Annotated in this window: 24 protein-coding genes; 13 read left to right on the plus strand and 11 right to left on the minus strand. The window is 67.8% G+C overall.

Annotation, left to right across the window (positions count from 1 at the left end):
• The first annotated feature begins 155 nt into the window (after positions 1-155).
• Complete coding sequence (locus tag AB4Y99_RS13995; RefSeq protein ID WP_441523742.1) at positions 156-983, plus strand: RNA methyltransferase; 828 nt, start codon at positions 156-158, stop codon at positions 981-983.
• A gap of 179 nt (positions 984-1,162) precedes the next feature.
• Here AB4Y99_RS13995 and AB4Y99_RS14000 read toward each other — a convergent pair whose 3' ends face one another.
• Positions 1,163-3,463: a TonB-dependent hemoglobin/transferrin/lactoferrin family receptor gene (locus AB4Y99_RS14000; protein WP_441523743.1), complete on the minus strand. Its 2,301-nt coding sequence runs from the start codon at positions 3,461-3,463 to the stop codon at positions 1,163-1,165.
• Positions 3,464-3,762: 299 nt separating this feature from the next.
• On the opposite strand from AB4Y99_RS14000, the gene AB4Y99_RS14005 reads away from it, so the two are divergent.
• A complete protein-coding gene (locus tag AB4Y99_RS14005; RefSeq protein WP_133563317.1) occupies positions 3,763-5,097 on the plus strand; it encodes a flavin monoamine oxidase family protein in 1,335 nt (444 codons plus the stop codon).
• A gap of 150 nt (positions 5,098-5,247) precedes the next feature.
• On the opposite strand, the gene AB4Y99_RS14010 is transcribed toward AB4Y99_RS14005, so the two are convergent.
• The gene (locus AB4Y99_RS14010; RefSeq protein ID WP_441523744.1) at positions 5,248-6,174 is read right to left on the minus strand and encodes a bifunctional helix-turn-helix transcriptional regulator/GNAT family N-acetyltransferase; all 927 of its coding nucleotides are present in this window, start codon (positions 6,172-6,174) and stop codon (positions 5,248-5,250) included.
• Between the two features lie 83 nt (positions 6,175-6,257).
• Between AB4Y99_RS14010 and murI the strand changes: the two genes are divergently transcribed.
• From murI to AB4Y99_RS14035, 5 genes are all read left to right on the plus strand, one after another.
• Positions 6,258-7,124: a glutamate racemase gene (gene murI, locus AB4Y99_RS14015; RefSeq protein WP_441523745.1), complete on the plus strand. Its 867-nt coding sequence runs from the start codon at positions 6,258-6,260 to the stop codon at positions 7,122-7,124.
• A gap of 62 nt (positions 7,125-7,186) precedes the next feature.
• Complete coding sequence (locus AB4Y99_RS14020; protein WP_038358566.1) at positions 7,187-7,432, plus strand: hypothetical protein; 246 nt, start codon at positions 7,187-7,189, stop codon at positions 7,430-7,432.
• 204 nt (positions 7,433-7,636) lie between these two features.
• On the plus strand, positions 7,637-8,254 hold the full coding sequence (gene rpsD, locus AB4Y99_RS14025) for a 30S ribosomal protein S4 (RefSeq protein ID WP_441523746.1): 618 nt from the start codon (positions 7,637-7,639) through the stop codon (positions 8,252-8,254).
• A 168-nt stretch (positions 8,255-8,422) separates the two neighbouring features.
• The gene (locus AB4Y99_RS14030; protein WP_441523747.1) at positions 8,423-8,908 is read left to right on the plus strand and encodes a hypothetical protein; all 486 of its coding nucleotides are present in this window, start codon (positions 8,423-8,425) and stop codon (positions 8,906-8,908) included.
• Positions 8,909-8,972: 64 nt separating this feature from the next.
• The gene (locus AB4Y99_RS14035; protein ID WP_441523748.1) at positions 8,973-9,221 is read left to right on the plus strand and encodes a hypothetical protein; all 249 of its coding nucleotides are present in this window, start codon (positions 8,973-8,975) and stop codon (positions 9,219-9,221) included.
• Positions 9,222-9,300: 79 nt separating this feature from the next.
• On the opposite strand, the gene AB4Y99_RS14040 is transcribed toward AB4Y99_RS14035, so the two are convergent.
• A complete protein-coding gene (locus tag AB4Y99_RS14040) occupies positions 9,301-9,426 on the minus strand; it encodes a hypothetical protein (RefSeq protein WP_260368351.1) in 126 nt (41 codons plus the stop codon).
• Positions 9,427-9,657: 231 nt separating this feature from the next.
• On the opposite strand from AB4Y99_RS14040, the gene AB4Y99_RS14045 reads away from it, so the two are divergent.
• The gene (locus tag AB4Y99_RS14045; RefSeq protein WP_112764518.1) at positions 9,658-9,900 is read left to right on the plus strand and encodes a hypothetical protein; all 243 of its coding nucleotides are present in this window, start codon (positions 9,658-9,660) and stop codon (positions 9,898-9,900) included.
• Between the two features lie 63 nt (positions 9,901-9,963).
• Here AB4Y99_RS14045 and AB4Y99_RS14050 read toward each other — a convergent pair whose 3' ends face one another.
• Both AB4Y99_RS14050 and AB4Y99_RS14055 read right to left on the minus strand, forming a co-directional pair.
• A complete protein-coding gene (locus AB4Y99_RS14050; protein ID WP_038359929.1) occupies positions 9,964-10,680 on the minus strand; it encodes an MgtC/SapB family protein in 717 nt (238 codons plus the stop codon).
• Between the two features lie 125 nt (positions 10,681-10,805).
• Positions 10,806-11,417: a Spy/CpxP family protein refolding chaperone gene (locus tag AB4Y99_RS14055; protein WP_441523749.1), complete on the minus strand. Its 612-nt coding sequence runs from the start codon at positions 11,415-11,417 to the stop codon at positions 10,806-10,808.
• A gap of 168 nt (positions 11,418-11,585) precedes the next feature.
• Between AB4Y99_RS14055 and AB4Y99_RS14060 the strand changes: the two genes are divergently transcribed.
• The 5 genes from AB4Y99_RS14060 to AB4Y99_RS14080 all read left to right on the plus strand — a co-directional run bounded on the left by AB4Y99_RS14060 (position 11,586) and on the right by AB4Y99_RS14080 (position 16,972).
• A complete protein-coding gene (locus tag AB4Y99_RS14060; RefSeq protein ID WP_441523756.1) occupies positions 11,586-12,584 on the plus strand; it encodes a P1 family peptidase in 999 nt (332 codons plus the stop codon).
• A gap of 123 nt (positions 12,585-12,707) precedes the next feature.
• Positions 12,708-13,022: a hypothetical protein gene (locus AB4Y99_RS14065; protein ID WP_112764515.1), complete on the plus strand. Its 315-nt coding sequence runs from the start codon at positions 12,708-12,710 to the stop codon at positions 13,020-13,022.
• Positions 13,019-14,479: a methyl-accepting chemotaxis protein gene (locus AB4Y99_RS14070; protein ID WP_441523750.1), complete on the plus strand. Its 1,461-nt coding sequence runs from the start codon at positions 13,019-13,021 to the stop codon at positions 14,477-14,479. The genes AB4Y99_RS14065 and AB4Y99_RS14070 overlap by 4 nt, the downstream gene beginning before the upstream one ends.
• Positions 14,480-14,523: 44 nt before the next feature.
• Positions 14,524-15,312, plus strand: a complete 789-nt coding sequence (locus tag AB4Y99_RS14075; protein WP_441523751.1) for an ATP12 family chaperone protein — start codon at positions 14,524-14,526, stop codon at positions 15,310-15,312.
• A gap of 130 nt (positions 15,313-15,442) precedes the next feature.
• A complete protein-coding gene (locus tag AB4Y99_RS14080; protein ID WP_112764513.1) occupies positions 15,443-16,972 on the plus strand; it encodes an acyl-CoA carboxylase subunit beta in 1,530 nt (509 codons plus the stop codon).
• A gap of 9 nt (positions 16,973-16,981) precedes the next feature.
• On the opposite strand, the gene fabF is transcribed toward AB4Y99_RS14080, so the two are convergent.
• From fabF to AB4Y99_RS14110, 6 genes are all read right to left on the minus strand, one after another.
• Positions 16,982-18,247, minus strand: coding sequence for a beta-ketoacyl-ACP synthase II (gene fabF, locus AB4Y99_RS14085; protein WP_441523752.1), 1,266 nt, complete (start codon positions 18,245-18,247; stop codon positions 16,982-16,984).
• 9 nt (positions 18,248-18,256) lie between these two features.
• Complete coding sequence (locus AB4Y99_RS14090) at positions 18,257-18,772, minus strand: winged helix-turn-helix transcriptional regulator (protein WP_038358609.1); 516 nt, start codon at positions 18,770-18,772, stop codon at positions 18,257-18,259.
• Positions 18,773-18,859: 87 nt separating this feature from the next.
• A complete protein-coding gene (locus tag AB4Y99_RS14095; protein WP_441523753.1) occupies positions 18,860-20,002 on the minus strand; it encodes an ABC transporter permease in 1,143 nt (380 codons plus the stop codon).
• The gene (locus AB4Y99_RS14100; RefSeq protein ID WP_441523757.1) at positions 19,999-20,892 is read right to left on the minus strand and encodes an ABC transporter ATP-binding protein; all 894 of its coding nucleotides are present in this window, start codon (positions 20,890-20,892) and stop codon (positions 19,999-20,001) included. The genes AB4Y99_RS14095 and AB4Y99_RS14100 overlap by 4 nt, the downstream gene beginning before the upstream one ends.
• Positions 20,893-20,921: 29 nt before the next feature.
• Entirely contained in the window at positions 20,922-21,881 is a 960-nt protein-coding gene (locus AB4Y99_RS14105; RefSeq protein ID WP_441523754.1) for an HlyD family secretion protein, read from the minus strand.
• Positions 21,878-22,247: DUF1956 domain-containing protein (locus AB4Y99_RS14110; protein ID WP_441523755.1), on the minus strand; the 370-nt coding region annotated here is incomplete at its 5' end. The genes AB4Y99_RS14110 and AB4Y99_RS14105, both read right to left, overlap by 4 nt.

A 22,247-nucleotide genomic window follows, 5' to 3' on the forward strand; every position in this document is an offset into this window, starting at 1 on the left:
ATCCACGTCTTCCTTATCCACGTCTTCCTTGACCCAAGGTCCTGTGCAGGACGTGGATGCTCGCCACAAGGGCGAGCATGACGTATGAGCTTGCCGTCGCGCCCGCCGATCCTGGCCGTGACGTGAGCCTCACGAAGACAAGATCTCATTCTCCCATGACCGGTTCCGGCACCGACCGCACCCGCCCCGCCCACCAGGCGCCCGCCCCCGTCGTCATCCTGGTCGAGCCGCAGCTCGCCGAGAATATCGGCATGTGCGCGCGGGCCATGGCGAATTTCGGTCTCTCCGAAATGCGCCTTGTCGCGCCGCGCGACGRCTGGCCGACCGGCGGCGGGCTGAAGAAGGGCGCGACCGCCGCCGCCTCCGGCGCCACCCATATCCTCGAGAACGCCCGCCTCTATGCAAGCGCGGCGGAAGCGGTCGCCGATCTCAACCATGTGCTCGCCACCACCGCCCGCGAGCGCGGCCAGATGAAGCGCGTGCTGACCCCCGCCGAGGCGATGCCGGAGATCGCCGGGCGTGTCGGCGGCGGCGAGCGCGTCGGCATCCTGTTCGGGCGCGAGCGTATCGGCCTGACCAATGAGGAGATCAGCTTCGCCGACGCGATCCTGACCTTCCCGGTCAATCCGGCCTTCGCCTCGCTCAACCTCGCCCAGGCCGTGCTGCTCACCGGCTATGAATGGTTCAAGACCACCGGCGGCGAACCGCCCTTCCGCGAGAACAACCCCTCTCCGCCGGCCAAGCGGGAGACGATCCTCTCGATGTTCGACTATCTCGAAGGCGAACTCGACATCAGCGGTTTCTTTCCGCCCGGCAAGAAGCCGGTCATGACCGCCAATCTGCGCGACATCCTCCACCGCCTCGACATGACCGAGCAGGAGGCGCGGACGCTGCGCGGCGTCTTCAAGTCGCTGGTCGAGGGGCCGAAGAAAGCGCGGTTGCTGGCCCGGCAGGSGAGCGAGCCGGAGCAGTCCGAAAGCTGACGAGCGCCGTCATGCTCGGGCTTGACCCGAGCATCTCCGAGCGGAAACGGCGCCTCTTTCGGGAAAAGATTCTCGGATCTGCGCTTCGCTCCGTCCGAGAATGACGCCTCCTGAACGAAAAAGGCCGGCCCTGAAGGGCCGGCCTCTCCTGCTGGTCGGGGGGGCTCGAAACGTCCCGGTCAGAATTGATACTTCATCGTCGCCTTCACGGTGCGGCCCGGCTCGCTGTAGTAATCGCGCGCCTGGGGCCGCGAGAGCGGGACGTTGACCGCATCCCAGTATTTGCGATCGAAGATGTTGTAGACGCCGATCTGGAATTCAAGATCCGCGATCTCGGGCGCCGGGCGCCACCAGGCCGAGGCGTTGAACAGCGCATAGCCCGGCGCCTTGAAGCCGGTGGTCGGCGGCGTCGTCGCGGTCGTCGAGACGTCGTCGCGCTTGCCCGCCATCTTGGCCGAGACCTCGGCGCCCCAGCGATCGGTGCCATAGGCGACGGCGACGATGCCCTGCACCGGCGGGATCGAGTTCAGGAAGCTGTCGTCGTCCTTGTTCTGGCCGCGGGTATAGGCGAAGGAGCCGCGCACCAGCCAGTTCGGCGCGAAGGCGTATTGCCCGTTGATCTCGACGCCCTGGATCTCGGCGCGGTTGATGTTCCGGTAGCCGGTGATGCCGCCCTGCTGATAGAGCCCACCGACGCCCGCCGCCTGAATCTGGTAGGTATCGATGAAGTTGCGGTAGTTGGTGTGGAAATAGGTGATCGAGCCGCCGAGCTGCTTGTCGCCGAAGCGCATGCCGACATCGATGCCGTTGCCGATTTCAGGGCGCAGATTCGGGTTGCCGGTGCGCAGATAGGTGGCGGGCCCGCCGAAGCGGCCATAGAGTTCGTCCGCCGTCGGCGCACGGAAGGTCTTGGCCCATTGCGCGAAAACGGTGACGTCCTTCACCCAGGGCGCGTTCTTCAGGATGTCGTATTCGAGCCGGATGCGCGGCGACCAGCCGGAATCGCTGGAGGACGGCGGCAGACTCGTCGGCCGCGAGCCGCCCGCAAAGTAGGCCGGGGTGTTCTGCGGCACTTCCTCATACCAGTCGAAGCGGACGCCGGGCGTGATGCGCAGGCGGTTGTCGATGAGGCCGATCTCGTCATGCGCGTAGAGGCCGACGAGCTTTCCGTCGACCTTCGGCTGGTCGGCCTGATTGGTGTGGAGGTTGTTGCAGGTGGTCAGCGCCCCTGTGAAGATACCCGAGGCCGGCCTGGCCGGGCAGTTGTCGACGCCGGCCGAGTACTGCTCGAGCGAGGACATCCGCAATTCCGTGCCGAGCATCAGGCGATGCGACGCCATGCCGGTCTGGAAGTTCTTCAGCAGATAGCCGTTGAAGCCGTAGGAATTCTCTTCGTTCTGATTGTTGCGGGCATAGGGCCCGATGATGCTGGTGTAGCGCCAGGCGTTGGTGATGTCGTTGCGCTTCAGCCGCTGCCAGTAGAGCGTCGCATGCGCTTCGTCGATAAAGGCTCCCGGCAGCTTGTAGTCGTAGCTCAGCGAAACCCGGTTGCGCTCGACATCCTCGCCCGATTCATAGGAGCCGGGGCGGAAGTTGCCGGTGAGCGAAACGGTGTTGTTGCGAATCTGGGTCCGGTCGGCGCGCTTGAAGAATTCGCCGGTGAGGCCGAAGCGGTGCTCGCCGACCTCCTGATAGATCTTGCCGAGGAAGCTGTACTGGTTGAAGTCGCCCGGATTGGGCGCGGTGCGCGTCGCGCCGATCGTCTTGACGTTGCCCTTGTTGTCGATCTCGTGGCCGTCGCGGAAGCCGCCCTGCAGCAGGACGGAGGTGTTCCCCATCCGGGCCGCCGCCGCGGCGCTGCCGAACCAGGCCCGGTCGGTGCTGTCATAGCCGGTCTTGGCGAGCGCGCCATAGGAGCGGCCATTGCGCAGCAGATCCTCCGGGTCGAGCGTGCGCACCGCCAGCGCTCCACCGAGCGCACCGCTGCCGAGCGTGCTCGCCCCGCTGCCGCCGCGCAGCAGGTCGAGCGTCGAAAGCGAGTCGAAATCGAAGGCGTTCTGGGCGCCGCGATTGATGCGCGTGTCGATCAGGAAAGGCTGGCGGATGCCGTCGATCGTCGTCAGCACGCGCGCCCCGTCGAGGCCGCGGATGTTGAGTGAGTTGTTCTGGCGGTTGAAGGTGATGCCGGCCTCGACGCGGTTCGCCAGGTCGGTGAGGTTCTGGACCTGCTCGCGATCGAGCTCCTGGCGCGTCACGCGGGTCGTCGTCGGCCCGCTGAGCAGCGCCCCTCCGGGCACGCCCTCGCCCTGCACATTGATCTGGTCCAGCACCACGGGCGCATCGCCGGCATTCGGCTGCGTATTCGCGGCCACCTGCTGCTGACGACGTTGTTGTTGCGCCTCTGCCGACGAGGCCGCCAGCGCCAGCACCAAGGTTCCAAGGGCCACGCCCCCGCGCAGCTTGCCGAAATACACGCCCATCGCCCAGTCCCATCCTGCCTGGCCCGTCCCGGCCGTCATTGGCAGATTAAAATGAATATAAACAGCGCCTTACGAGAAGATAAGACTTCAATCCGGATATTGTTTGCAAAAGATTCTGTCAATTACTATGCACCGCAAAGCAAAACTATAGAATCGATCCAATAAATAACTATTCTAATGTAGAACTGCCGCGCACCAGCGGCCGCGCCTAATTCGGCTCCCGATCTCGTGATCGCGCAGGAGCGGACTGTGACGCCGCGCGTCATTGCCTCCTGCGAAAAGCCGCGCATCTTCGTGTCATGAACGCTCGCTACGCCACGCTCGATCGACGCAAGCTCTTGACGGGAGGCAGCGCCATGGCGGCGGCGTTCTCGATCGCCGGCGGCAGGGCCCGCGCGGCGGACACCGACGTCGTCGTGATCGGAGCCGGCGCGGCCGGCATCGCCGCTGCACGGGCGGTGAAGGCGGCCGGGCGCAGCGTCACCGTGCTGGAGGCCCGCGGCCGGGCCGGCGGGCGCGCTTACACCGACGCCTCGCTCGGCCCCAGCTACGACGCCGGCGCGATGTTCATCCATTGGGCCGAGCGCAATCCCTGGGTCGGCCTTGCCCGTGAGCTCGGCGTCGAGACGGCCCCCGAGCCCATGGGCGGCGGCTTCCGGGTCTTCGCTGACGGCCGCCCCATGCCCGACGCCGACCGGCGGCGCCGGCGCGATGCCTTCAGGCAGATCGACCGCCGGCTGGAGACGGTCGATATCGGCGCCCGCGACCTCTCCATCGCCGAATTGCTCGGCGATCTCGGCCCCGACATGGCGCCGGTCGCCACCTCCGGCCTCCTGCTCTCGATCGGCGAGGAGTCCAGCCGCATCTCGGCCCGGGATTACCAGCGGCTCTGGTCCGGCGACGACCTCGTCGTGCCTTCCGGCTACGGCAATCTCGTCGCGCGTTCAGCCGCCGGTCTCGACATCCGCCTGAACGAACCGGTCGAGGCCATCGATTGGAGCGGAAGCGGCGTGACGGTCACCTCCCGCTCGGGCACGCTAAGGGCCAGGATCTGCATCCTCACCGTGCCGGTCGGCGTGCTCAAGGCGGAGACGATCCGCTTCACCCCCGCCTTGCCGGCTGCGACGCGCGATGCGCTGGCCGGCCTCCATATGGGCGCCCTGACCAAGATCGCCCTCAAGGTCGAGGGAGACCGCTTCGGCATCACGCCGGGCGCGAGCTTCCTCGAATCCGGCAAGCCCGAGGGAATGATCAATTTCGACATGTATCCGGATGGCAAGGATCTCGTCATCGGCTATTGCGGCGGCGATTTCGCCCGGCAGCTCTCGCAGGCCGGGCCTGACGAGGCCAAGGCCCATACCACGGAGCTGCTGGCGACGATGATCGGGTCCGAGTTCCGCAAGACCGTGAAGGCCGTCTCCTTCCCCGCCTGGTGGACCGATCCCTTCGCACGCGGCGCCTACTCCGTCTGCGACCCCGGCCACGACGCGGCGCGCGACGCCCTCGCCCAGCCGATCGGCGGACGCCTCCTCATCGCCGGCGAGGCCACGGCCGGCGGCGGTGCCATGACGGTCGGCGGCGCGACGCTGGCAGGACGCGCGGCGGCCACGACGCTGGCTCGGCTGAAGGTCTGAAAGCTGCTCTTCCAAGGAAACGCGGGTCATCCCGGCCGAAGCGAAGCGGAGAGCCGGGATCCATGCCTGAACCTTCCTCGGAGGCGCTCTGGCATGGATCCCGGGTCAAGCCCGGATGACGGCGTGGTTCTGTCCAAAATCAGGACGATCTTAAAGGGCCAGCTCCCAGTTCTGCCCCACCAGATCCTGTCCGAAGGAATGGTGCCGCTCCTCTGCGACCAGCTTGAAGCCTTCGGCAATATAAATGGCCCGCGCCGCATGCAGGATATCGTTCGTCCACAGCACCATGCGCCGGTATCCCGCCGCGCGGGCGAAGCCGATCGCCTCCCGCACCAGCGCCTTGCCGAGGCCCAGCCCCTGCGCACGCTTCTCCACCAGCACGAGCCTCAGCTTGGCGGTCGCCGCATCCTCCGCGACCACGAAGCTCGAGCCGGCCGGCTCGCCATCGAGCTCGGCGATGAAGCAACGCTCGCGTCCCGGCTTGAACTCGCGCAGGAATTGCGCCGCGATCTCGGCGACCAGCGCCTCGAAACTCAGGTCCCAGCCGTACTCCTCGGCATAGAGCCGGCCATGGGCGGAAACCACCCAGCCGATATCCCCGGCGCGATGTTCGCGGATCACAGGCCGCGACCTGGTCGCCCTCTCGCCGGACAGAAGCGCCTGCGTATCGGCGAGCGCGCTGACGAGCCTGCCGCATTCCGTTGGCGAGAGCCGCGCCAGGATCGCCTCGGCCTGCGCTTGCGACGCTTCGTCGAGGGGCCGAAAGGCGGCCTGCCCGGCCCGCGTGAGCCGCAGGCGAAAGGCACGCCCGTCGGCGTCCGAGCGCTGCCGGTGGAGCCAGCCCTGCGCCTCGAAGCGCTTCAGGATGCGCGAGAGATAGGCGGGATCGAGATCGAGGTCGCGCCCCAGCTCGACCGCGAGGCAACCATCCCGCTGCGCCAATTCATAGAGCACCCGCGCCTCGGTCAGCGCGAAGCCCGAGCCATGCAGATTGCCGCCCAGCGCGCCGATCCAGCGCGTATGAAACCGGCCGAACCGGCGAATGGCCGCGACAGCCGCTGCTTCGCTTGCGGTCATGGCATCCTCCCGCCGCGAGCGAAGGTCAATTTAGTGGACAAAGTCAACTAAATTTGAAGGCTTTGACGTTTCGCGGCGTAGTCATGCAGGTCGATCTTCTCGCCGGAACGGGTTATCGCCCGCTTGTGGCCCCCCGCCCCCAACCCACCATCCTCGTCTTCGATTCCGGGCTCGGCGGCCTCACCGTGCTCGGACGCGCCACGCGTGCCTGCCCGGCGGCGCATATCGTCTACGCCGCCGACGACGCCGGTTTCCCCTATGGCCGCCTGAGCGAGGAGGAGCTCGTCGCCCGCGTCCTCGCCGTCATGGAGCGCCTCGTCGCGCGCTTTCACCCCGACCTCGCGGTGATCGCCTGCAATACCGCCTCGACGCTGGTGCTGCCGGCGCTCCGGGCCCGCTTCGCCATCCCCTTCGTCGGCACCGTCCCGGCAATCAAGCCGGCTGCGGCGGCGACCCGCAGCGGTCTGATCTCGGTGCTGGCGACGCCCGGCACCGTGGCGCGCGACTACACCCGCGAGCTGATCGAGACCTACGCCGCCGGGCACCATGTCACGCTCGTCGGCGCGACGCGGCTCGCCGGCCTCGCCGAGCAGGCGCTCAAGGGCGAGACCGTCGACGACGCGGTCCTGCGCGCCGAGATCGCCCCCTGCTTCGTCGAGACGGACGGCCGCCGCACCGACATCGTCACGCTCTCCTGCACGCATTATCCCTTGCTGCTCGAGCGGATGAAGCGGCTAGCGCCCTGGCCCGTCGAATGGATCGACCCGGCGCCGGCGATCGCGCGCCGTGTCGCCGACCTCCTGCCGGCAGCGAGAGACGGCAGCCCGGTCGGCCTCGACGCCACGGCGGTCTTCACCGACGGCTCCGGCCTGACGGGGCCGCTGCGCATCGCGCTGGCCGGCTATGGCCTCGCGCAGGTCGCCATCGAGCCGATGCCGCTGGCGAACTGACGGAACTCCGCCGCACTCCGCGCGTTGCGACGGTGGCGACCCTCACCGAGGAACGAAAGCTCATGAGAAAGTTGCTGTTGCTGCTGGCGCTCGCCATCGGTTTCGCCTTCGCCGGTTTCGGCGCCGGCTCCGAGGCGCAAGCGAAGCCCCATGGCTGGCACAGGGGTCACGGGCACCATGCCATCTATCGTCATGGCCCGCGCCGTCATTACGGCTGGCATCGCGGCCATCATTACGGCTGGTACAAGCACCACCCGCGCCATCACCATTATCGTCATCACCACCGGCATCATCGCCACTGGCGCTGATGCCCGTTTCCGGCCAGCCCGGAATTGACTCGAAGCCGGCTTTCCGTCATACGGCCCTTCGTCACGCGGCTCCTCACGGGGCCGCGTGGCTTTTTCCGCACCCGTGATCCGCTTTCCTTCGGAAGCCGGATCTGTCGCCCCGGCCGATCGCAGGGGAGCAGGAGGGCGCGGTCCTCAACTCGCGAACCTGAGAGGACACGCGACATGTCGAAGCGCCATGAGGCCAAATATAAGATTGACCGCCGTCTCGGTCAGAACATCTGGGGCCGCCCGAAGTCCCCGGTCAACCGTCGTGAATACGGCCCCGGCCAGCACGGCCAGCGCCGCAAGGGCAAGCCGTCTGACTTCGGCACGCAGCTGCGCGCCAAGCAGAAGCTGAAGGGCTATTACGGCTCGATCTCCGAGAAGCAGTTCCGCCGCTACTACGCCGAGGCGAACCGCCTCAAGGGCGATTCGGGCGAGAACCTGATCGGCCTGCTCGAGCGCCGCCTCGACGCGGTGATCTACCGCGCCAAGTTCGTGCCGACCGTCTTCGCCGCCCGCCAGTTCGTCAACCACGGCCACATCACCGTGAACGGCAAGCGCGTCAACATCGCCTCCTATCAGGTGAAGCCGGGCGACGTGATCGCGGTCAAGGACTCGTCGAAGCAGCTGGCCATCGTCATCGAGTCCGCCGCCCTCGCCGAGCGCGACGTTCCCGACTACATCGACGCCGACCACACCAAGTTCACCGCCACCTACACCCGCACGCCCACGCTGACGGACGTGCCCTATGCGGTGCAGATGGAACCGAACCTCGTCATCGAGTTCTACTCGCGCTGATGCGGTCGCGGCGGCTTCCGGCCGCCGCCGATATCGGAACACAGGGGACGGCATCTTTGCCGTCCCCTTTTTTATGCCCGTCCTGGCAGTGAACAGCGTCTTTGCCACCGTAGCCGCCATGGCGGCGGCGAACCCATTCCCGTCACAATCCTGCGGGAGCTTCCGGGCATGACGATATTGCACAGCGCCGAACTCTCCATTTTCGCCGACTATTTCCAATTCTATCTGCAGGACGAAGGCGTCCACGAGGACTGGGGTGCCTTCTGGACGGACGAGACGCTGGAGCGGATGCTCGCCGTGGGTGACTGCAGCGTCGGCATCGCGACAGTGCGGAATATGTCCGTCCCGGTCGCCATTGCCGTGCACGACGATGCGCCCGAAGCGGATTTCCACGAATGGGAGCTCGTCAACGAATGCTCCTTCCTTGTGCGCACGGGCCGGGTCATGGTGCTCGGCTGCACGGAAGGCACGCCGCAGGAGCGCGCGCGCTTCTCGCTGCCGCCCGGCAGCTATCGGGTGCGCGTTTCCTATGTCGGGCTCGACACCCTGAGCGATGACGCCCTGGACGGCGACGATTTCTACCGGCTGCAGATCTGGCCTGCCCCACCGGCGCCGACCCTGACCTTGAAGACGCGCAGGGCAACGGCGGGCTGAACCGGCTGCTCCCCTGGCGCCAGACCGAGAGCCCGCCGTGCCGCGTCCTTCGCCCCTTTTCCGCTTGGCCGCGATCATGCTGCCCCTTGCCGTGCAGCTCGCCGCCAGCGTCTCGACGCCGGCCATGGCCGAGGTACGCTTCGGCCGCAACGTTCGCGTCGGCGGCCATGATTTCTCGAACCAGAGCTTCAATCGCCATCGGCGCGCGGTAATTCACATCTATGACCGCACGCCCAACCGTCCCGGCTGCGCCTGGCGCTCCGACGGACGCGGCGGAAAGGTCAAAATCTGCCACCTGCGCCGCATCCGCTGAGCGCGCCGCAAAGAAAAGGGGCGGCCCGGCAGGCCGCCCCTTTTCTTTGCCCCTTCAGGAAGCAGGTCGCGCGCCGGCTCTACAGATGCGAGCCGACCTCGTCGCGGAAATAATAGCAGCCGAGACTCAGGCAGCCGATCAGGATCGACAGCGCATAAGGTCCGAACAGACACATAACGAAGACGGAGCCGATAAAGGCTCGCATTCCCCATGTCAGCCAGGTTCCATTCATGGCTCACCCTCGCATCGCATTGACTGACAAAGCGTAAACGGAAAGCCGTGAATCCAACTTGAACAGATATGGTGAATCACGAAATCGTCCTTTTCCTCTCGTACGTTAGCAAGTCGGGCGAAAGCAAGGCGTAAAGCGGCTGGGGCAGTTTCCCTCCACGGTTGGATGCCCTAGCGTCGCCCGGCCTACAGCCAGGGGATCGCCATGATTCGCATTGTTTTGACCGCTCTCGCGCTGACCTGCGCGTCGAGCTTCGCCCACGCCCAGAGCTGCGCCGTCCAGGCGACGGACAAGAAGCTCGCCGGCGCCGCCAAGACCAGCTTCCTGACGAAGTGCGAGAAGGATGCCGGCGCCTCCTGCGACAAGCAGGCCGCCGACAAGAAGCTTGCTGGCGCCGCCAAGGCGAGCTTCACCAAGAAATGCGTCTCGGACGCCACCAGCGGCTGAGAGGTCGCCGCGCCCGGCCACCGCACGGCATCGCCATGCGACCGCCGGGACGGTGCCGACCGCTCAGTCGGCGGTGCTGCTCTCCCAGGTCGCGTGGCTCACCGCCGGCAGGCGCCCGAGCTTGTCGACGACATGGTCGAGTTCCTTGCGGTCTATCGCCGTGCTGATGAGCTTGGCGACAATCTCGACGGTGTCTTCGCCGCGCTCGATCGTCGTGATGTCGCTGAGCGGATATTGCGCCGCCTCGAGATATTCGACGAGCGTGTCGCGGATATCGGCGAGCGCCTCGGCCCGCGTGGTGACGACGACTTCGTAGGTCGCTTCGAGCGCCCGCTCGTCGAGCGGAATGCGGTTGATCGCGTTGACGAGCGGCCGCAGCAACGTGTTGCCGAATATGACGAAGGTCGCGACGAGCGCCGCTTCGGCGATCATGTCCGCACCGGCGCAGGCGCCCACCGCGGCGGAACCCCAGAGGGTGGCGGCCGTGTTGAGGCCGCGCACGTTCATGCCCTCCTTCATGATCACGCCGGCGCCCAGGAAGCCGATGCCCGAGACGACATAAGCGATCACCCGGATCGCGCCGGCCGTGCCCTCCAGGCGCATGGCGAGATCGACGAAGGCGGCGGCGCCCAGCGCGACGAGGACCGTGGTGCGCAATCCCGCCGTGCGCTGCCGGTACTGGCGCTCGGCGCCGATCAGCATGCCCAGCACGAACGCCGCGCTCAGGCTGACGACCGTGTCGAGGAAAGGCAGAAGCTCGAAGGTCTGGATGAAGCGCATGGCCGCTGGCTCGCGTGGCGGGCAGCGGTGCTTGACATGAAGAATAGCCCCCGGCAAGCCGCCGGGGGCGCGTCATCGTCAGAGGTTGTCAGCGCGCCGGGCCGGATAGCCGGCGGGTGCCGAATTCACTCATCGTCCTGGCCGTCGTCGCGATCGCGGTTGTCCTGCCAGCGGCGCGGCCCATGATCGCCGCCGTCGCGCCGCCCCCGCCATTCGCGCATTTCGCGGAAGCGCTCGCGGCCCTCGGACATGGCCTGGCGGACCGAACGGCGCAGCACGGTCTTCTGCTCGTCGCTGAGCGTCGTCCAGAGCGGCCTCACCGTATCGGCCAGTTCCTTCGATGCGGCGGCGCGCTCGCCCAGGCGCTTGGCGCGCGCATCGATCCGCTCCATCAGATCGGCGCTGCGCAGCCGGTCACGCTCCTCGCGCATCGCAGTCCAACGCTCGCGCCCCTGCTCGGCGCGCTGCCTGATGAGAGCCTCGACCTTGTCGAAGAGCGGCACCTGCTCGGGCTTCAGCTTGAGATCCTCGCGCACCTTGGCGAAGCGCTGGTCCATCCGGACCTTGGCCTGCTCGGCGCGGCGCTGGCGCATCTCGTCGCGCCGCTGGTCGCGCGTCTCCGCGCTCTGCTGCTTCTGGTCGCCGCCGGCCGGCGGCACGGGCTGCGGCTGCGCCAGGGCGAAGGTGCTGGCAAGCGCGGCGATCGACGATGCGGCGATGAGGACGATGGGTTTCATGAAGCTCTCCTCGAACAGTCCTGTAACGTGTCGCTCAGCGGGTCTCGAAGCCGATTGGCGATGTCACCACGGTGGCTGTCGGTGGGTGAACCGGCGATGGCCCGCGGATGAAAAGATCGTAATGTGACGTCAACGCGTTCAACGCGATTCAGTTCGGTGCCGACCTCCATGCGCAACCTGATCACCGATGTCCGGGGCGTTCTCATTGGCCACGCGCATGACGCGGCGGCGGCGACGGGCGTGACCGCGGCGCTGTTCGAACGCCCCACCGTCGCCTCCATGGCCGTGCTCGGCGGCGCGCCCGGCACGCGCGACACTGCCTTGCTCGAGCCGGAAATGACCGTCGAGCATGTCGACGCTCTCGTCCTCTCCGGCGGCTCCGCCTGGGGGCTCAGTGCTGCCGACGGCGTGATGAGCTGGCTTGCGGGTCACGGACGCGGTTTTCCGGCCGGTGGCTTCCGCATCCCGATCGTGCCGCAGGCGATCCTGTTCGACCTCGCCAATGGCGGCGACAAGCCCTGGGCCCGCGGCGACGGGGAAACGCCCTATCGCCGCCTCGGCATGGAGGCGGCGGCAGCCGCCGGCGCCGATTTCGCGCTCGGCACAGCCGGTGCCGGCTTCGGCGCCACCACCGTCAACCTGAAAGGCGGCCTCGGCTCGGCCAGCGCACGCGCGGCGACCGGCCAGATCGTCGGCGCCCTCGTCGCCGTCAACGCGGTCGGCAGCGCCACCATCGGCGGCGGCCCGCATTTCTGGGCCGCTCCCTATGAGCACAGCGCCGAGTTCGGCGGCCTCGGCTGGCCGGCCGCGATCACGCCCGCAGAGACGGCCCTGCGCTTCAAGGGCGGCACCGGCCAGAACACCACGATCGCGCTGGTCGCGACCGACGCCGTCCTCACCAAGGCGCAGGCGAAGCGCATGGCGCTCGCCGCCCATGACGGACTGGCGCGGTCGCTGCGCCCGGCCCATGCGCCACTCGACGGCGACATCGTCTTCGCCGCTGCAACCGGCCATAGCGGAGCCCCCTCCGACGCCTTCGCACTGACCGAGCTCTGCGCCACCGCCGCCGATGTGCTGGCGCGGGCCGTAGCGCGCGGCGTCCATGCCGCGACGGCGCTGCCCTTCCCCGGGGCGCAACCGGCCTGGTACGACCGCTTCGGGGGCTGATCGGCGCAACCGAGGCGGGCATACCGTAAAGTAATCATTTCAAATTTACGAATTCGCAAGGCAAACCCTGCAACCTGAGCGATAGCTTTGGGCCTGCAAGGCCGCGAGGCCGGGGGGTGCAGGATGCGTGAGATCGGCTTTGGCCTGGCCTTCGGCATCGTCATGGCGCTGGGCGCCTTCCTGATCGCGGCCTGGCCCGCCCAGGGACGCCCCGTCGCGGCCTTCTTTCCGGCGGGCAGTTCGGCCCGCGCGATGTCGGCCGCCATCGCCGAAGCCGGCGGCAGCCTGATCGAGATCAACGCGGGATCCGCCGTCACCATCACGCTGGGCGAGGACGACGGCTATGTCACGGCGCTCTATCGCGCCGGCGCCTGGCTCGTGATCGATGCCAGCCTCGCCCGTCTTTGCGTGGGCTCTGCGAAAGGGAGCGGCCAATGAACGACGTCGCGCGGTTCCGTGCGCAGTTCGCCCGCCTGCTGCTCATCATTCTCTGGATCAATGCCGGCCTGATGTCGCTGACGCCCGGCGCCCAGCTCCTGCTCGGCCAGCAGACGCTCATTCTGGCGGGGATCGGCCTGGCGGCACTCGGCACGCTGGCGCTGTATCTCTACCGCATCGACTGGCCGGCGCGGCAGATCACCAGCATGGCGACGCTCGGCCAGGTCATGCTGCTGGTCTACGCCTTCGCCGGACATCCCTATCAATCCGACATGCACATGTATTTCTTCGCCATGCTGGCCGTCCTGGCCGGCTGGCTCGACTGGCGCATCTTCCTGCCGGCCACCGTCGCGATTGCGGCCCATCATCTCGCCCTTAGCCTTTTCCAGCCTGCCGGCGTGTTTGCGAATGGCGGCGACACCGGCCGGGTCCTGCTTCATGGCGCGATCGTCTCCGTGCAGGCGGCCGCGCTGAGCTTGCTGGTCTGGGCTCTGCGGCAAGCGCTTGAGACGTCCGAAACGGAGCGCCGGCAGGCCGACGCCGCGCGCGAGATCGCCGACGAGGCGCGCCGCCATGTCGCCGAGACGACCGCGAAGGCCGCCAGCGAGCGCCAGCGGATCCTGAACGTCGTCGCGAATGATTTCGAGAATGCCATCGCCGGAATCGCCCGTGACGTGATCGCCTCCGTGCAATCGCTGCGCGCCGCATCGCAGCAGATGAAGCATGGTGCCGTCGAAGTGCTGCAGCGCTCGACAGCCGCGTCGCGATCCTCGCGCCAGACCTCGGCCAATGTGGTGGCGGTAACGCAGGTCACTTCGGAGCTCGCCCAATCCTTCGCCGAGGTCGACCGGCAGGTGGCCGAGACCGCGCGCATCGTCGGGGCCGCGACCCTGCAGGCTGGCAACGTCCTCCACACCGTCGGCGACCTCTCGCGCAAGGCCGACGAGATCGGCAACATCGCCGGCGTGATCTCGACGATCGCCAAGCACACCAACCTGCTCGCCCTGAATGCCTCGATCGAGGCGGCGCGGCTCGGCCGCTCCGGCGGCGGCTTCACCATCGTGGCGCAGGAGATCAAGTCCCTGGCCACGCAGACCTGGCGGGCCACCGAGGAGATCCAGGGGCAGATCGAAGCGATCCACCAATCCGGCTCGGAAGCCATCGCCGCGATCGACGCGATGAACCTGACGATCGGCTCGCTCAACCAGATTTCCGGGGCGGTCGCCATCGTCGTCGAGCAGCAGAACGTGGCGACGGCCGGCATCGCCGAGAATATCCGCCAGGCCGCCGACGAAACCGTCACCGCCGCTGGCCATATCGACATCGTCAGCCGCGTCGCGGCCGAGACGGACGAGGCGGCCAGCCACATCGCCCTGTCGGCCGATGAACTCTCCCTGCAATCCTCGCATCTCGATGCCGAGGTGGCGCAGTTCCTCGGACGGGTGCGCGCGGCCTGAGCCACCTGGTTTCGTGCCGGGCGCGAATGCGTTATGGCAGCGCCATGTCCACTGACGATTTCCTCGCCCGCTTCGGCTCGCCCGGCGCCAGCCAGCCCGACCCCGTCGCAGCCGCCCAGCAGGCGATGCGCAATCCCCTGCCGGCCCGCTTCTATAAGGAAGCGGGGGTCATCGAGCGCGATGGCCTGTTCCATGTCGCGCTCGACGGCAAGACCGCCCGCACCCCCGCCCGCAAGCCGCTCGCGGTCGGCTCGCGCGATGTCGCGGAGGCCCTTGCGGCCGAGTGGGAACGGCAGGCCGAACGGATCGACCCGGCACAGATGCCGCTGACGCGGCTCGTCAACTCGGCGCTGGACGGCGTCGCGGATCAACAGGAAGCCGTGCGTGCAGAGATCGTGCGCTATGCCGGCTCCGACGCGCTCTGCTATCGCGCCGGCGAGCCCGAGGCACTGGTCGCGCGCCAGAACGACGTCTGGCAGCCCATTCTCGGCGACATCGAGACACTGATCGGCGCCCGCTTCCTGCTGGCGGAGGGCGTCGTCTTCGCGCAGCAGCCGGAAAGCACGCTCGCAGCCGTCGCCCGGCACGTCGGGACGATCCCCTCTCCGCTGGCGCTCGCCGGTGCGCACAACGTCATGACGTTGACGGGTTCTGCCGTCCTCACCCTGGCACTGGCCAACGGGCTGATCGATCCTGACGCCGCCTGGAACGCCGCCCATCTCGATGAGGACTACCAGATCGGGATCTGGGGCCAGGATGAGGAAGCGGCCGAGCGCCGCGCCATTCGCCGGCGCGAATTCGACGCGGCCGTGCTGCTGCTGACGAAGGGCTGAACGCCTGGGCGCCCCGGAGCCGGCGGCATGATGCCCTCGCACGCTTCGGCAAATGTCGCAATGGACTCTCGCGGCAGCCCCGCTTAAGCCGGCTTTCGAGACGCGTTTTTCCCGCCGGGAGCCTGCCGCCATGAAGGATATTCTCGAACAGCTCGAATCGCGGCGCGAGGGCGCGCGCAAGGGCGGCGGCGAACGGCGCATCGAGGCGCAGCACAAGCGTGGCAAGCTCACTGCCCGCGAGCGCATCGAGCTCCTGCTCGACAAGGACTCCTTCGAGGAGTTCGACATGTTCGTGCAGCATCGCTGCGTCGATTTCGGCATGGACAAGGCCGAGAAGATCCCCGGCGACGGCGTCGTCACCGGCTGGGGCACGGTCAATGGCCGCACCGTCTTCGTCTTCTCGAAGGACTTCACCGTCTTCGGCGGCTCGCTCTCCGAGACCCATGCCCAGAAGATCACCAAGATCCAGGACATGGCGCTGAAGATGCGCGCGCCGATCGTCGGCCTGTTCGATGCCGGCGGCGCTCGCATCCAGGAAGGGGTGGCTGCGCTCGGCGGCTATGGCGAGGTCTTCAAGCGCAATGTGCAGGCTTCCGGCGTCATCCCGCAGATTTCGGTGATCATGGGCCCCTGCGCCGGCGGCGACGTCTATTCGCCGGCGATGACCGACTTCATCTTCATGGTCCGCGACACCAGCTACATGTTCGTCACCGGCCCGGAGGTGGTGAAGACCGTCACCAACGAGACCGTGACCTCCGAGGAGCTCGGCGGCGCCAAGGTCCACACCTCCAAGTCCTCGGTCGCCGACGGCTCCTTCGAAAACGATGTCGAGGCGCTGCTGCAGGTGCGCCGCCTGCTCGATTTCCTGCCCGCCAACAACACGGCCGGCGTGCCGGAATGGCCATCATTCGACGTGCCCGACCGCGTCGACATGAGCCTCGACACGCTGGTCCCGGACAATCCGAACAAGCCCTACGACATCAAGGAATTGATCCTGAAGACGGTCGACGAGGGCGACTTCTTCGAGATCCAGGCGGCCTATGCCGGCAACATCGTCACCGGCTTCGGCCGCATCGAGGGCCGGACCGTCGGCATCGTCGCCAACCAGCCGATGGTGCTGGCCGGCGTGCTCGATTCCGACGCCTCCCGCAAGGCCGCCCGCTTCGTGCGCTATTGCGACGCCTTCGAGATCCCGATCATCTCGCTCGTCGACGTCCCAGGCTTCCTGCCGGGCACGGCGCAGGAATATGGCGGCCTGATCAAGCACGGCGCCAAGCTGCTCTTCGCCTACAGCGAATGCACCGTGCCGCTGGTCACGATCATCACGCGAAAAGCCTTCGGCGGCGCCTATGACGTGATGGCGTCGAAACATATCGGCGCCGACGTCAATTACGCCTGGCCCACCGCGCAGATCGCGGTGATGGGCGCCAAGGGCGCGGTCGAGATCATCTTCCGCGGCGGCGATGCGGAAACCATCGCGCGCCAAACGAAAGAATACGAGGACCGCTTCATGTCGCCCTTCGTCGCGGCCGAGCGCGGCTATATCGACGAGGTCATCCTGCCGCATTCGACGCGCCGCCGCATCGCCCGCGCACTCGCCATGCTCAGGACCAAGAACGTCGAACGCCCCTGGCGCAAGCACGACAATATCCCGCTCTGAGCGGGCGGCTCATGGCCAGCGCCTGAACACCGCGCTGGCATTCACCCCGCCGAAGCCGAAGCCGTTCGAGATGGCGTGTTCCATCGCGACCGGCCGCGCCTCCTTCGCGACGAGGTCGAGCCCTGCCGCCGCCTCATCCGGGTTTTCCAGGTTGAGCGTCGGCGGCGCGATCTGGTCGCGCAGCGCCAGGATCGTGAAGATCGCCTCCAACCCGCCGGCCGCGCCGAGCAGATGGCCGGTCGCCGATTTCGTCGCGCTGATCGCGATGCCGCCCTCGGTGCCGAACACGGCCTTGATGGCGGCAAGCTCGCCACGGTCGCCGACCGGCGTCGAGGTGGAATGGGCGTTGAGATGGGCGATATCGGCCGGCCGGAGCCCTGCCTGCTTCAGCGCGGTCTCCATCGCCCGCCGCGCGCCGGACCCGTCCTCGGGCCCCGAAGTGATGTGATAGGCATCGGCGCTGGTCCCATAACCGGTCAGCTCGGCCAGGATCGTCGCGCCGCGCCCCTCGGCATGCTCCAGCGCCTCGATCACCAGCAGGCCTGCCCCCTCGCCCATGACGAAGCCGTCGCGGTCCCGGTCGAACGGACGCGAGGCCTTTTCCGGCTCGTCGTTGAAGCCGGTCGAGAGCGCCCGGGCTGCAGCGAAGCCGCCGAGTGCCACGAGATCGACGCAAGCCTCGGTGCCGCCGCAGAGCGCGATATCCGCTTCTCCCGCCCGGATCATGCGCGCCGCATCGCCGATCGCCTGCACGCCGGCGGCACAAGCGGTGACCGGCGCGCCGATGGGCCCCTTGAAGCCATAGTCGATCGAGACATGGCCGGCGGCGAGATTGACCAGGAAAGAGGGCACGATGAAGGGCGAGAGCCGGCGCACGCCGCGCTGGTCGGTCGTCCGCACGGCCTCGACGATCGCCGGAAAGCCGCCGATGCCGGAAGCGATCACCGTCGCCGTACGCTCGCGCTCCAGCTCGGTTTGCGGCTGCCACCCCGCCTGTGTCAGCGCTTCCCTGGCGGCGACCAGCGCGAACTGGATGAAGCGGTCCATCTTGCGCTGGTCCTTGGGCGCGATCACTGTATCGGGATCGAATCCGCCCTCGTCATCCTCTATTTTGGAGGGAACGACGCCCGCGATCTTGGCCGGCAGGGTTTCGGCGATCCCATCCGGCAGGCGGCGCAAACCGGAGCGCCCGGCAAGCAGGCGCCGCCAGGCGATCTCGGTTCCACAGCCCAGCGGCGAGACCACGCCCATTCCGGTAACGACGATGCGGCGCATGGAGAGCTCCTATTCGGGAGAGACCGGCGCAGCTGCATCCCGCGCCGCCACGATGGCGAGGCGTTGCAGCATGCCSGGGCTGGCCTGGGGGCCGGCGATGACGGTGACGTTGTTGGAATTCACGGGCTGCCGGGTCTCGGCATCGGCATAGGCCGGTACAACTTCCCGCCCGCTCTCCCGATCGGCGAGCACTAACGCCTGCCCTTCCGGCGCGAGATGCCGGTTGCCGAAGGCGACCAGCGCCGCGACCACGGGGAAGAAGTCCCTACCCCGCTCGGTCAGCACATACTCGTGACGCTTCGGCCGCTCGCTATAGATCCTGCGCTCGAACAAACCCGCTTCGGTGAGATGCTTCAGGCGCCGCGCCAGCATGTTCGGCGCGATGCCGAGGCTGCGCTGGAACTCGTCGAAGCGGGTGAAGCCCTGCAGCGCATCGCGCAGGATCAGGATGCTCCACCACTCGCCCACCGCTTCGACGGCGCGGGCGCAGGGACATTCGGCAAGCGGGGAAAGCCGGGGCTGCATGGCCCCCGCACTAATGATGTAACTATCATTTTGCAAGTCACTATCGCAGCGGCGTGTCCGCCGCCGTGATGGCGCCGGCAGCTTGCTTCAATCCAGCGTGCTCCGGAACCGCATCAGCGCGAGGCCCGCAAAGACCGGCACGAACAGGCTGAGATAGAACACCTCGTCGCCGATATCGCCGAGGCCCGCGCCCTTCAGCATGATCGCCCGGATGATGCGCAGGAAATGGGTCAGCGGGAAGATTTCGCCCAGAGTCTGCGCCCAGCCCGGCATGCCGGCGAACGGGAACATGAAGCCCGACAGCATCAGCGAGGGCAGGAAGAAGAAGAAGGTGAGCTGCATCGCCTGGAGCTGCGTGCGCGCCACCGTCGAGATGGTGGAGCCGAGCAGCACCAGGGCCAGCACGAAGATCAGCACGCAAGCGAGCAGCAGCCCGAGCCCGCCGAGGAAGGGCACCGCGAAGAGCAGCTTCGCCGCGCCGAGCACGATCACGACCTGGACGGCGCCGACGGCGAGATAGGGCAGCACCTTGCCGAGCATGATCTCGCCGGCCGTCACCGGCATGGCGAGCAGGTTCTCCATCGTGCCGCGCTCGACCTCGCGGGTCAGCGCCATCGCCGTCATCATCACCATCGTCATCTGCAGGATGACGCCGAGCAGACCGGGCACGATGTTGTATTGCGTGATGTTCTCGGGGTTGTAGCGGCGATGGATGACGAAGGAGAGCCCGTCCCSGGCGGCGGCGGCCGGGTTCGTCTCGGGCTCGAGACCCTGGGTCCGCTGCAGCGCCCGGCTCGCGATCGCCCCCAGCGCCGAAACCGCGCCGCTCGCAGCGGCCGGGTCGGTCGCATCCGCCTCGACCAGGAGCTGCGGCTGGTCGTTCCGCTCGACCCGGACGCCGAAATCGCTGGGAATGGTGACGAGGAAGGAGATCTCGCCCTTCGCCATCAGGCTCTCGGCCTCCGCCGCGCTCTGCGGCCGTTCGCGGAAGCGGTAGTAGTTCGAGACCTCCAGCGCCGAGACGACGGCGCGGGTATAGCGGTCTTGGCCCAGCGCCAGGATCGCCGCCGGCAGGCCGCGCGGGTCGTTGTTGATGGCGTAGCCGAAGAGCAAGAGCTGGACGATCGGCACCGCCAGCATCATCGCGAAGGTGATGCGGTCGCGCCGCATCTGCACGAATTCCTTGGCCAGCATCGCGCCGAGCCGGCGCGGGGAGAACAGCGCGATCATGCCGCCCGCTCCCGCGCATCGCTCATGAACTTGATGAAGACGTCTTCCAGGCTGGTTTCGCCGGGCTCGACCTTGATGCCGGCTTCCCGCTTCAGCGGTTCGAGCGCCGCTTCCAGCTTGCCCCGGTCGGTGCCAACGACATGCAGCGTCGCGCCGAAAGGCGCGACCTGCTCGACCCCGTCGGCCGACGACAGAGCCTTCATCTGGGCGGGCTTCACCGCCCCGTGGACGACATAGGTGACGAGGCCCGAGCCGCGCACCACCTCCTCGACCGTCCCCGTCGCCAGCATACGGCCATAGGCGATGTAGCCGATGCGATGGCAGCGCTCGGCTTCGTCCATGTAATGGGTCGAGACCAGCACGGTCAGGCCGTCACCGGCGAGGCGATGGATCTCGTCCCAGAACTCGCGCCGCGCCTTGGGGTCGACGCCGGCCGTCGGCTCGTCGAGCAGCAGCAGTCTGGGCTGGTGCATGATGCAGGCGGCGAGCGCGAGCCGCTGCTTCCAGCCGCCGGAGAGCGTGCCGGCGAGTTGGTCCTTGCGCGAGGTCAGTCCGAGACCGTCCAGCGTCTTCGCCACCGCCTCCTCGGCGGGCTTCAGCTCGTAGAGCCGTGCGACGAAGGTCAGGTTCTCGGCGATGGTCAGGTCCTCGTAGAACGAGAATCGCTGGGTCATGTAGCCGACCTGGCGCTTGATCGCCGCGCTCTGCGTGCGAACGTCGAGCCCGAGCACGGTGCCCTCCCCGGCATCGGGCCTGAGCAGCCCGCAGATCATCCGGATCGTCGTCGTCTTGCCCGAGCCGTTGGGGCCGAGGAAGCCGACGATCTCGCCGGTCGCAACCGCCAGATCGACATCGTCCACCACCGTGCGCTGGCCGAAGCGCTTGGTCATGCCGTGCACGTCGATGGCGAGGCTCGTGCTCACCGCTGCCCCCGCAAGGTGACATCGACGATCTGCCCCGGCTGCAGCGCCGATTGCGATCCGCCATCCGGCCGCGCCTCGACGAGATAGACGAGCTTCTGGCGTGTCTGCTCCGAATAGATCACCGGCGGCGTGAATTCGGGCTCCGGCGAGACATAGGTCACCGACGCCGTCAGGCCGGGCGCGCAACCGTCGCAGCGGACCTGCAACGGCATGCCGGGCTTCACGCTGGAGATCCAGCTTTCCGGGACATAGAGCATCAGCTTGGCCGCCCCGTCCGGCAGCAGCAGCACGACCGGCGCGCTCGGCCCCGCGAGCTCCCCGACGCGCCGCAGCACGTCGCTGACGCGGCCGGCCGAGGGCGCCACGAGGCGGCGCTGCTCCAGCCGCCAGCGTGCCTGCGCCAGCGTGGCCTTCGCCTGCTCGACCGCGTTCTCGCTCGCCTTGATCTCGTCGGGACGGGCCGGCAACTTCGCGACGGCGAGATTGGCGGCGTTCTGGCGCACGCTCGCGGCGGCGACATCGCGCGCCGTTTCCGCCTGGTCGAAATCGGCCTGGGTCGAGACGCCGCGCCGCAGCAGATCCTGTCGGCGATCCAGCGCCCGCTCGGCCTCGCGCTGCTGCGCCTGGGCCGAGGCAAGGTTGGCCTCGATCACCGCGATCTCTTCCGGCCGCTTGCCGCTGCGCAGGTTGTCGAGCTGCGCCTGGGCCTGCACCAGCCGCGCTTCGCTCTCCCGGAGGCTGTGCTCCGCATCGGTCGTTTCCAGAGCGGCGACGAGCTTGCCGGCCTCGACGCGATCGCCCCGGCGCACGTCGATGTGCTCGATCCGGGCCGTATCGATAGGGCCCATCCGCACATATTCGCCTTCGACATAGCCGGCGATGCGCACCGTATCCGGCGCGCAGGCGCCGAAGGTGGAGGCGATGAAGGCGACCTTGCACAGAAATCCGAGGATCATGGGCGTTCTCCCCGCGCTGCGAGAATCGTGGCGGTGACGGCCGAGCGGATGCTGCCCGCGATCGCCCTCTCCTCCGCCTCGCCAATGCCGCTCCAGCCCATGCGCCGCGTCACCGCAGGGCGCGCCAGGCGGAAATACAGGAGCTGCCCGATCATCGCGAAAACGCCGATGCGGGTGCGTTCGGCCTCCGCCTCCACGCCGGTCGCGGCGGCCCAGAGGCGGCAGAGGCGGCCATGAACCGGCCCGACCAGCCCTTCGTAGAGGATGTCGAAGGCCGGGCTCGGCTCCATCATCTCGCGCACCACGAAGCGGGCGATCGCCTCGCTTTCCGGGTTGCGCACGATGAAGGTCGTCGCGCGACCGACG

It is taken from the genome of Allobosea sp. TAB14 (assembly GCF_052113865.1).
Taxonomy (GTDB): Bacteria; Pseudomonadota; Alphaproteobacteria; order Rhizobiales; family Beijerinckiaceae; genus Allobosea; species Allobosea spartocytisi.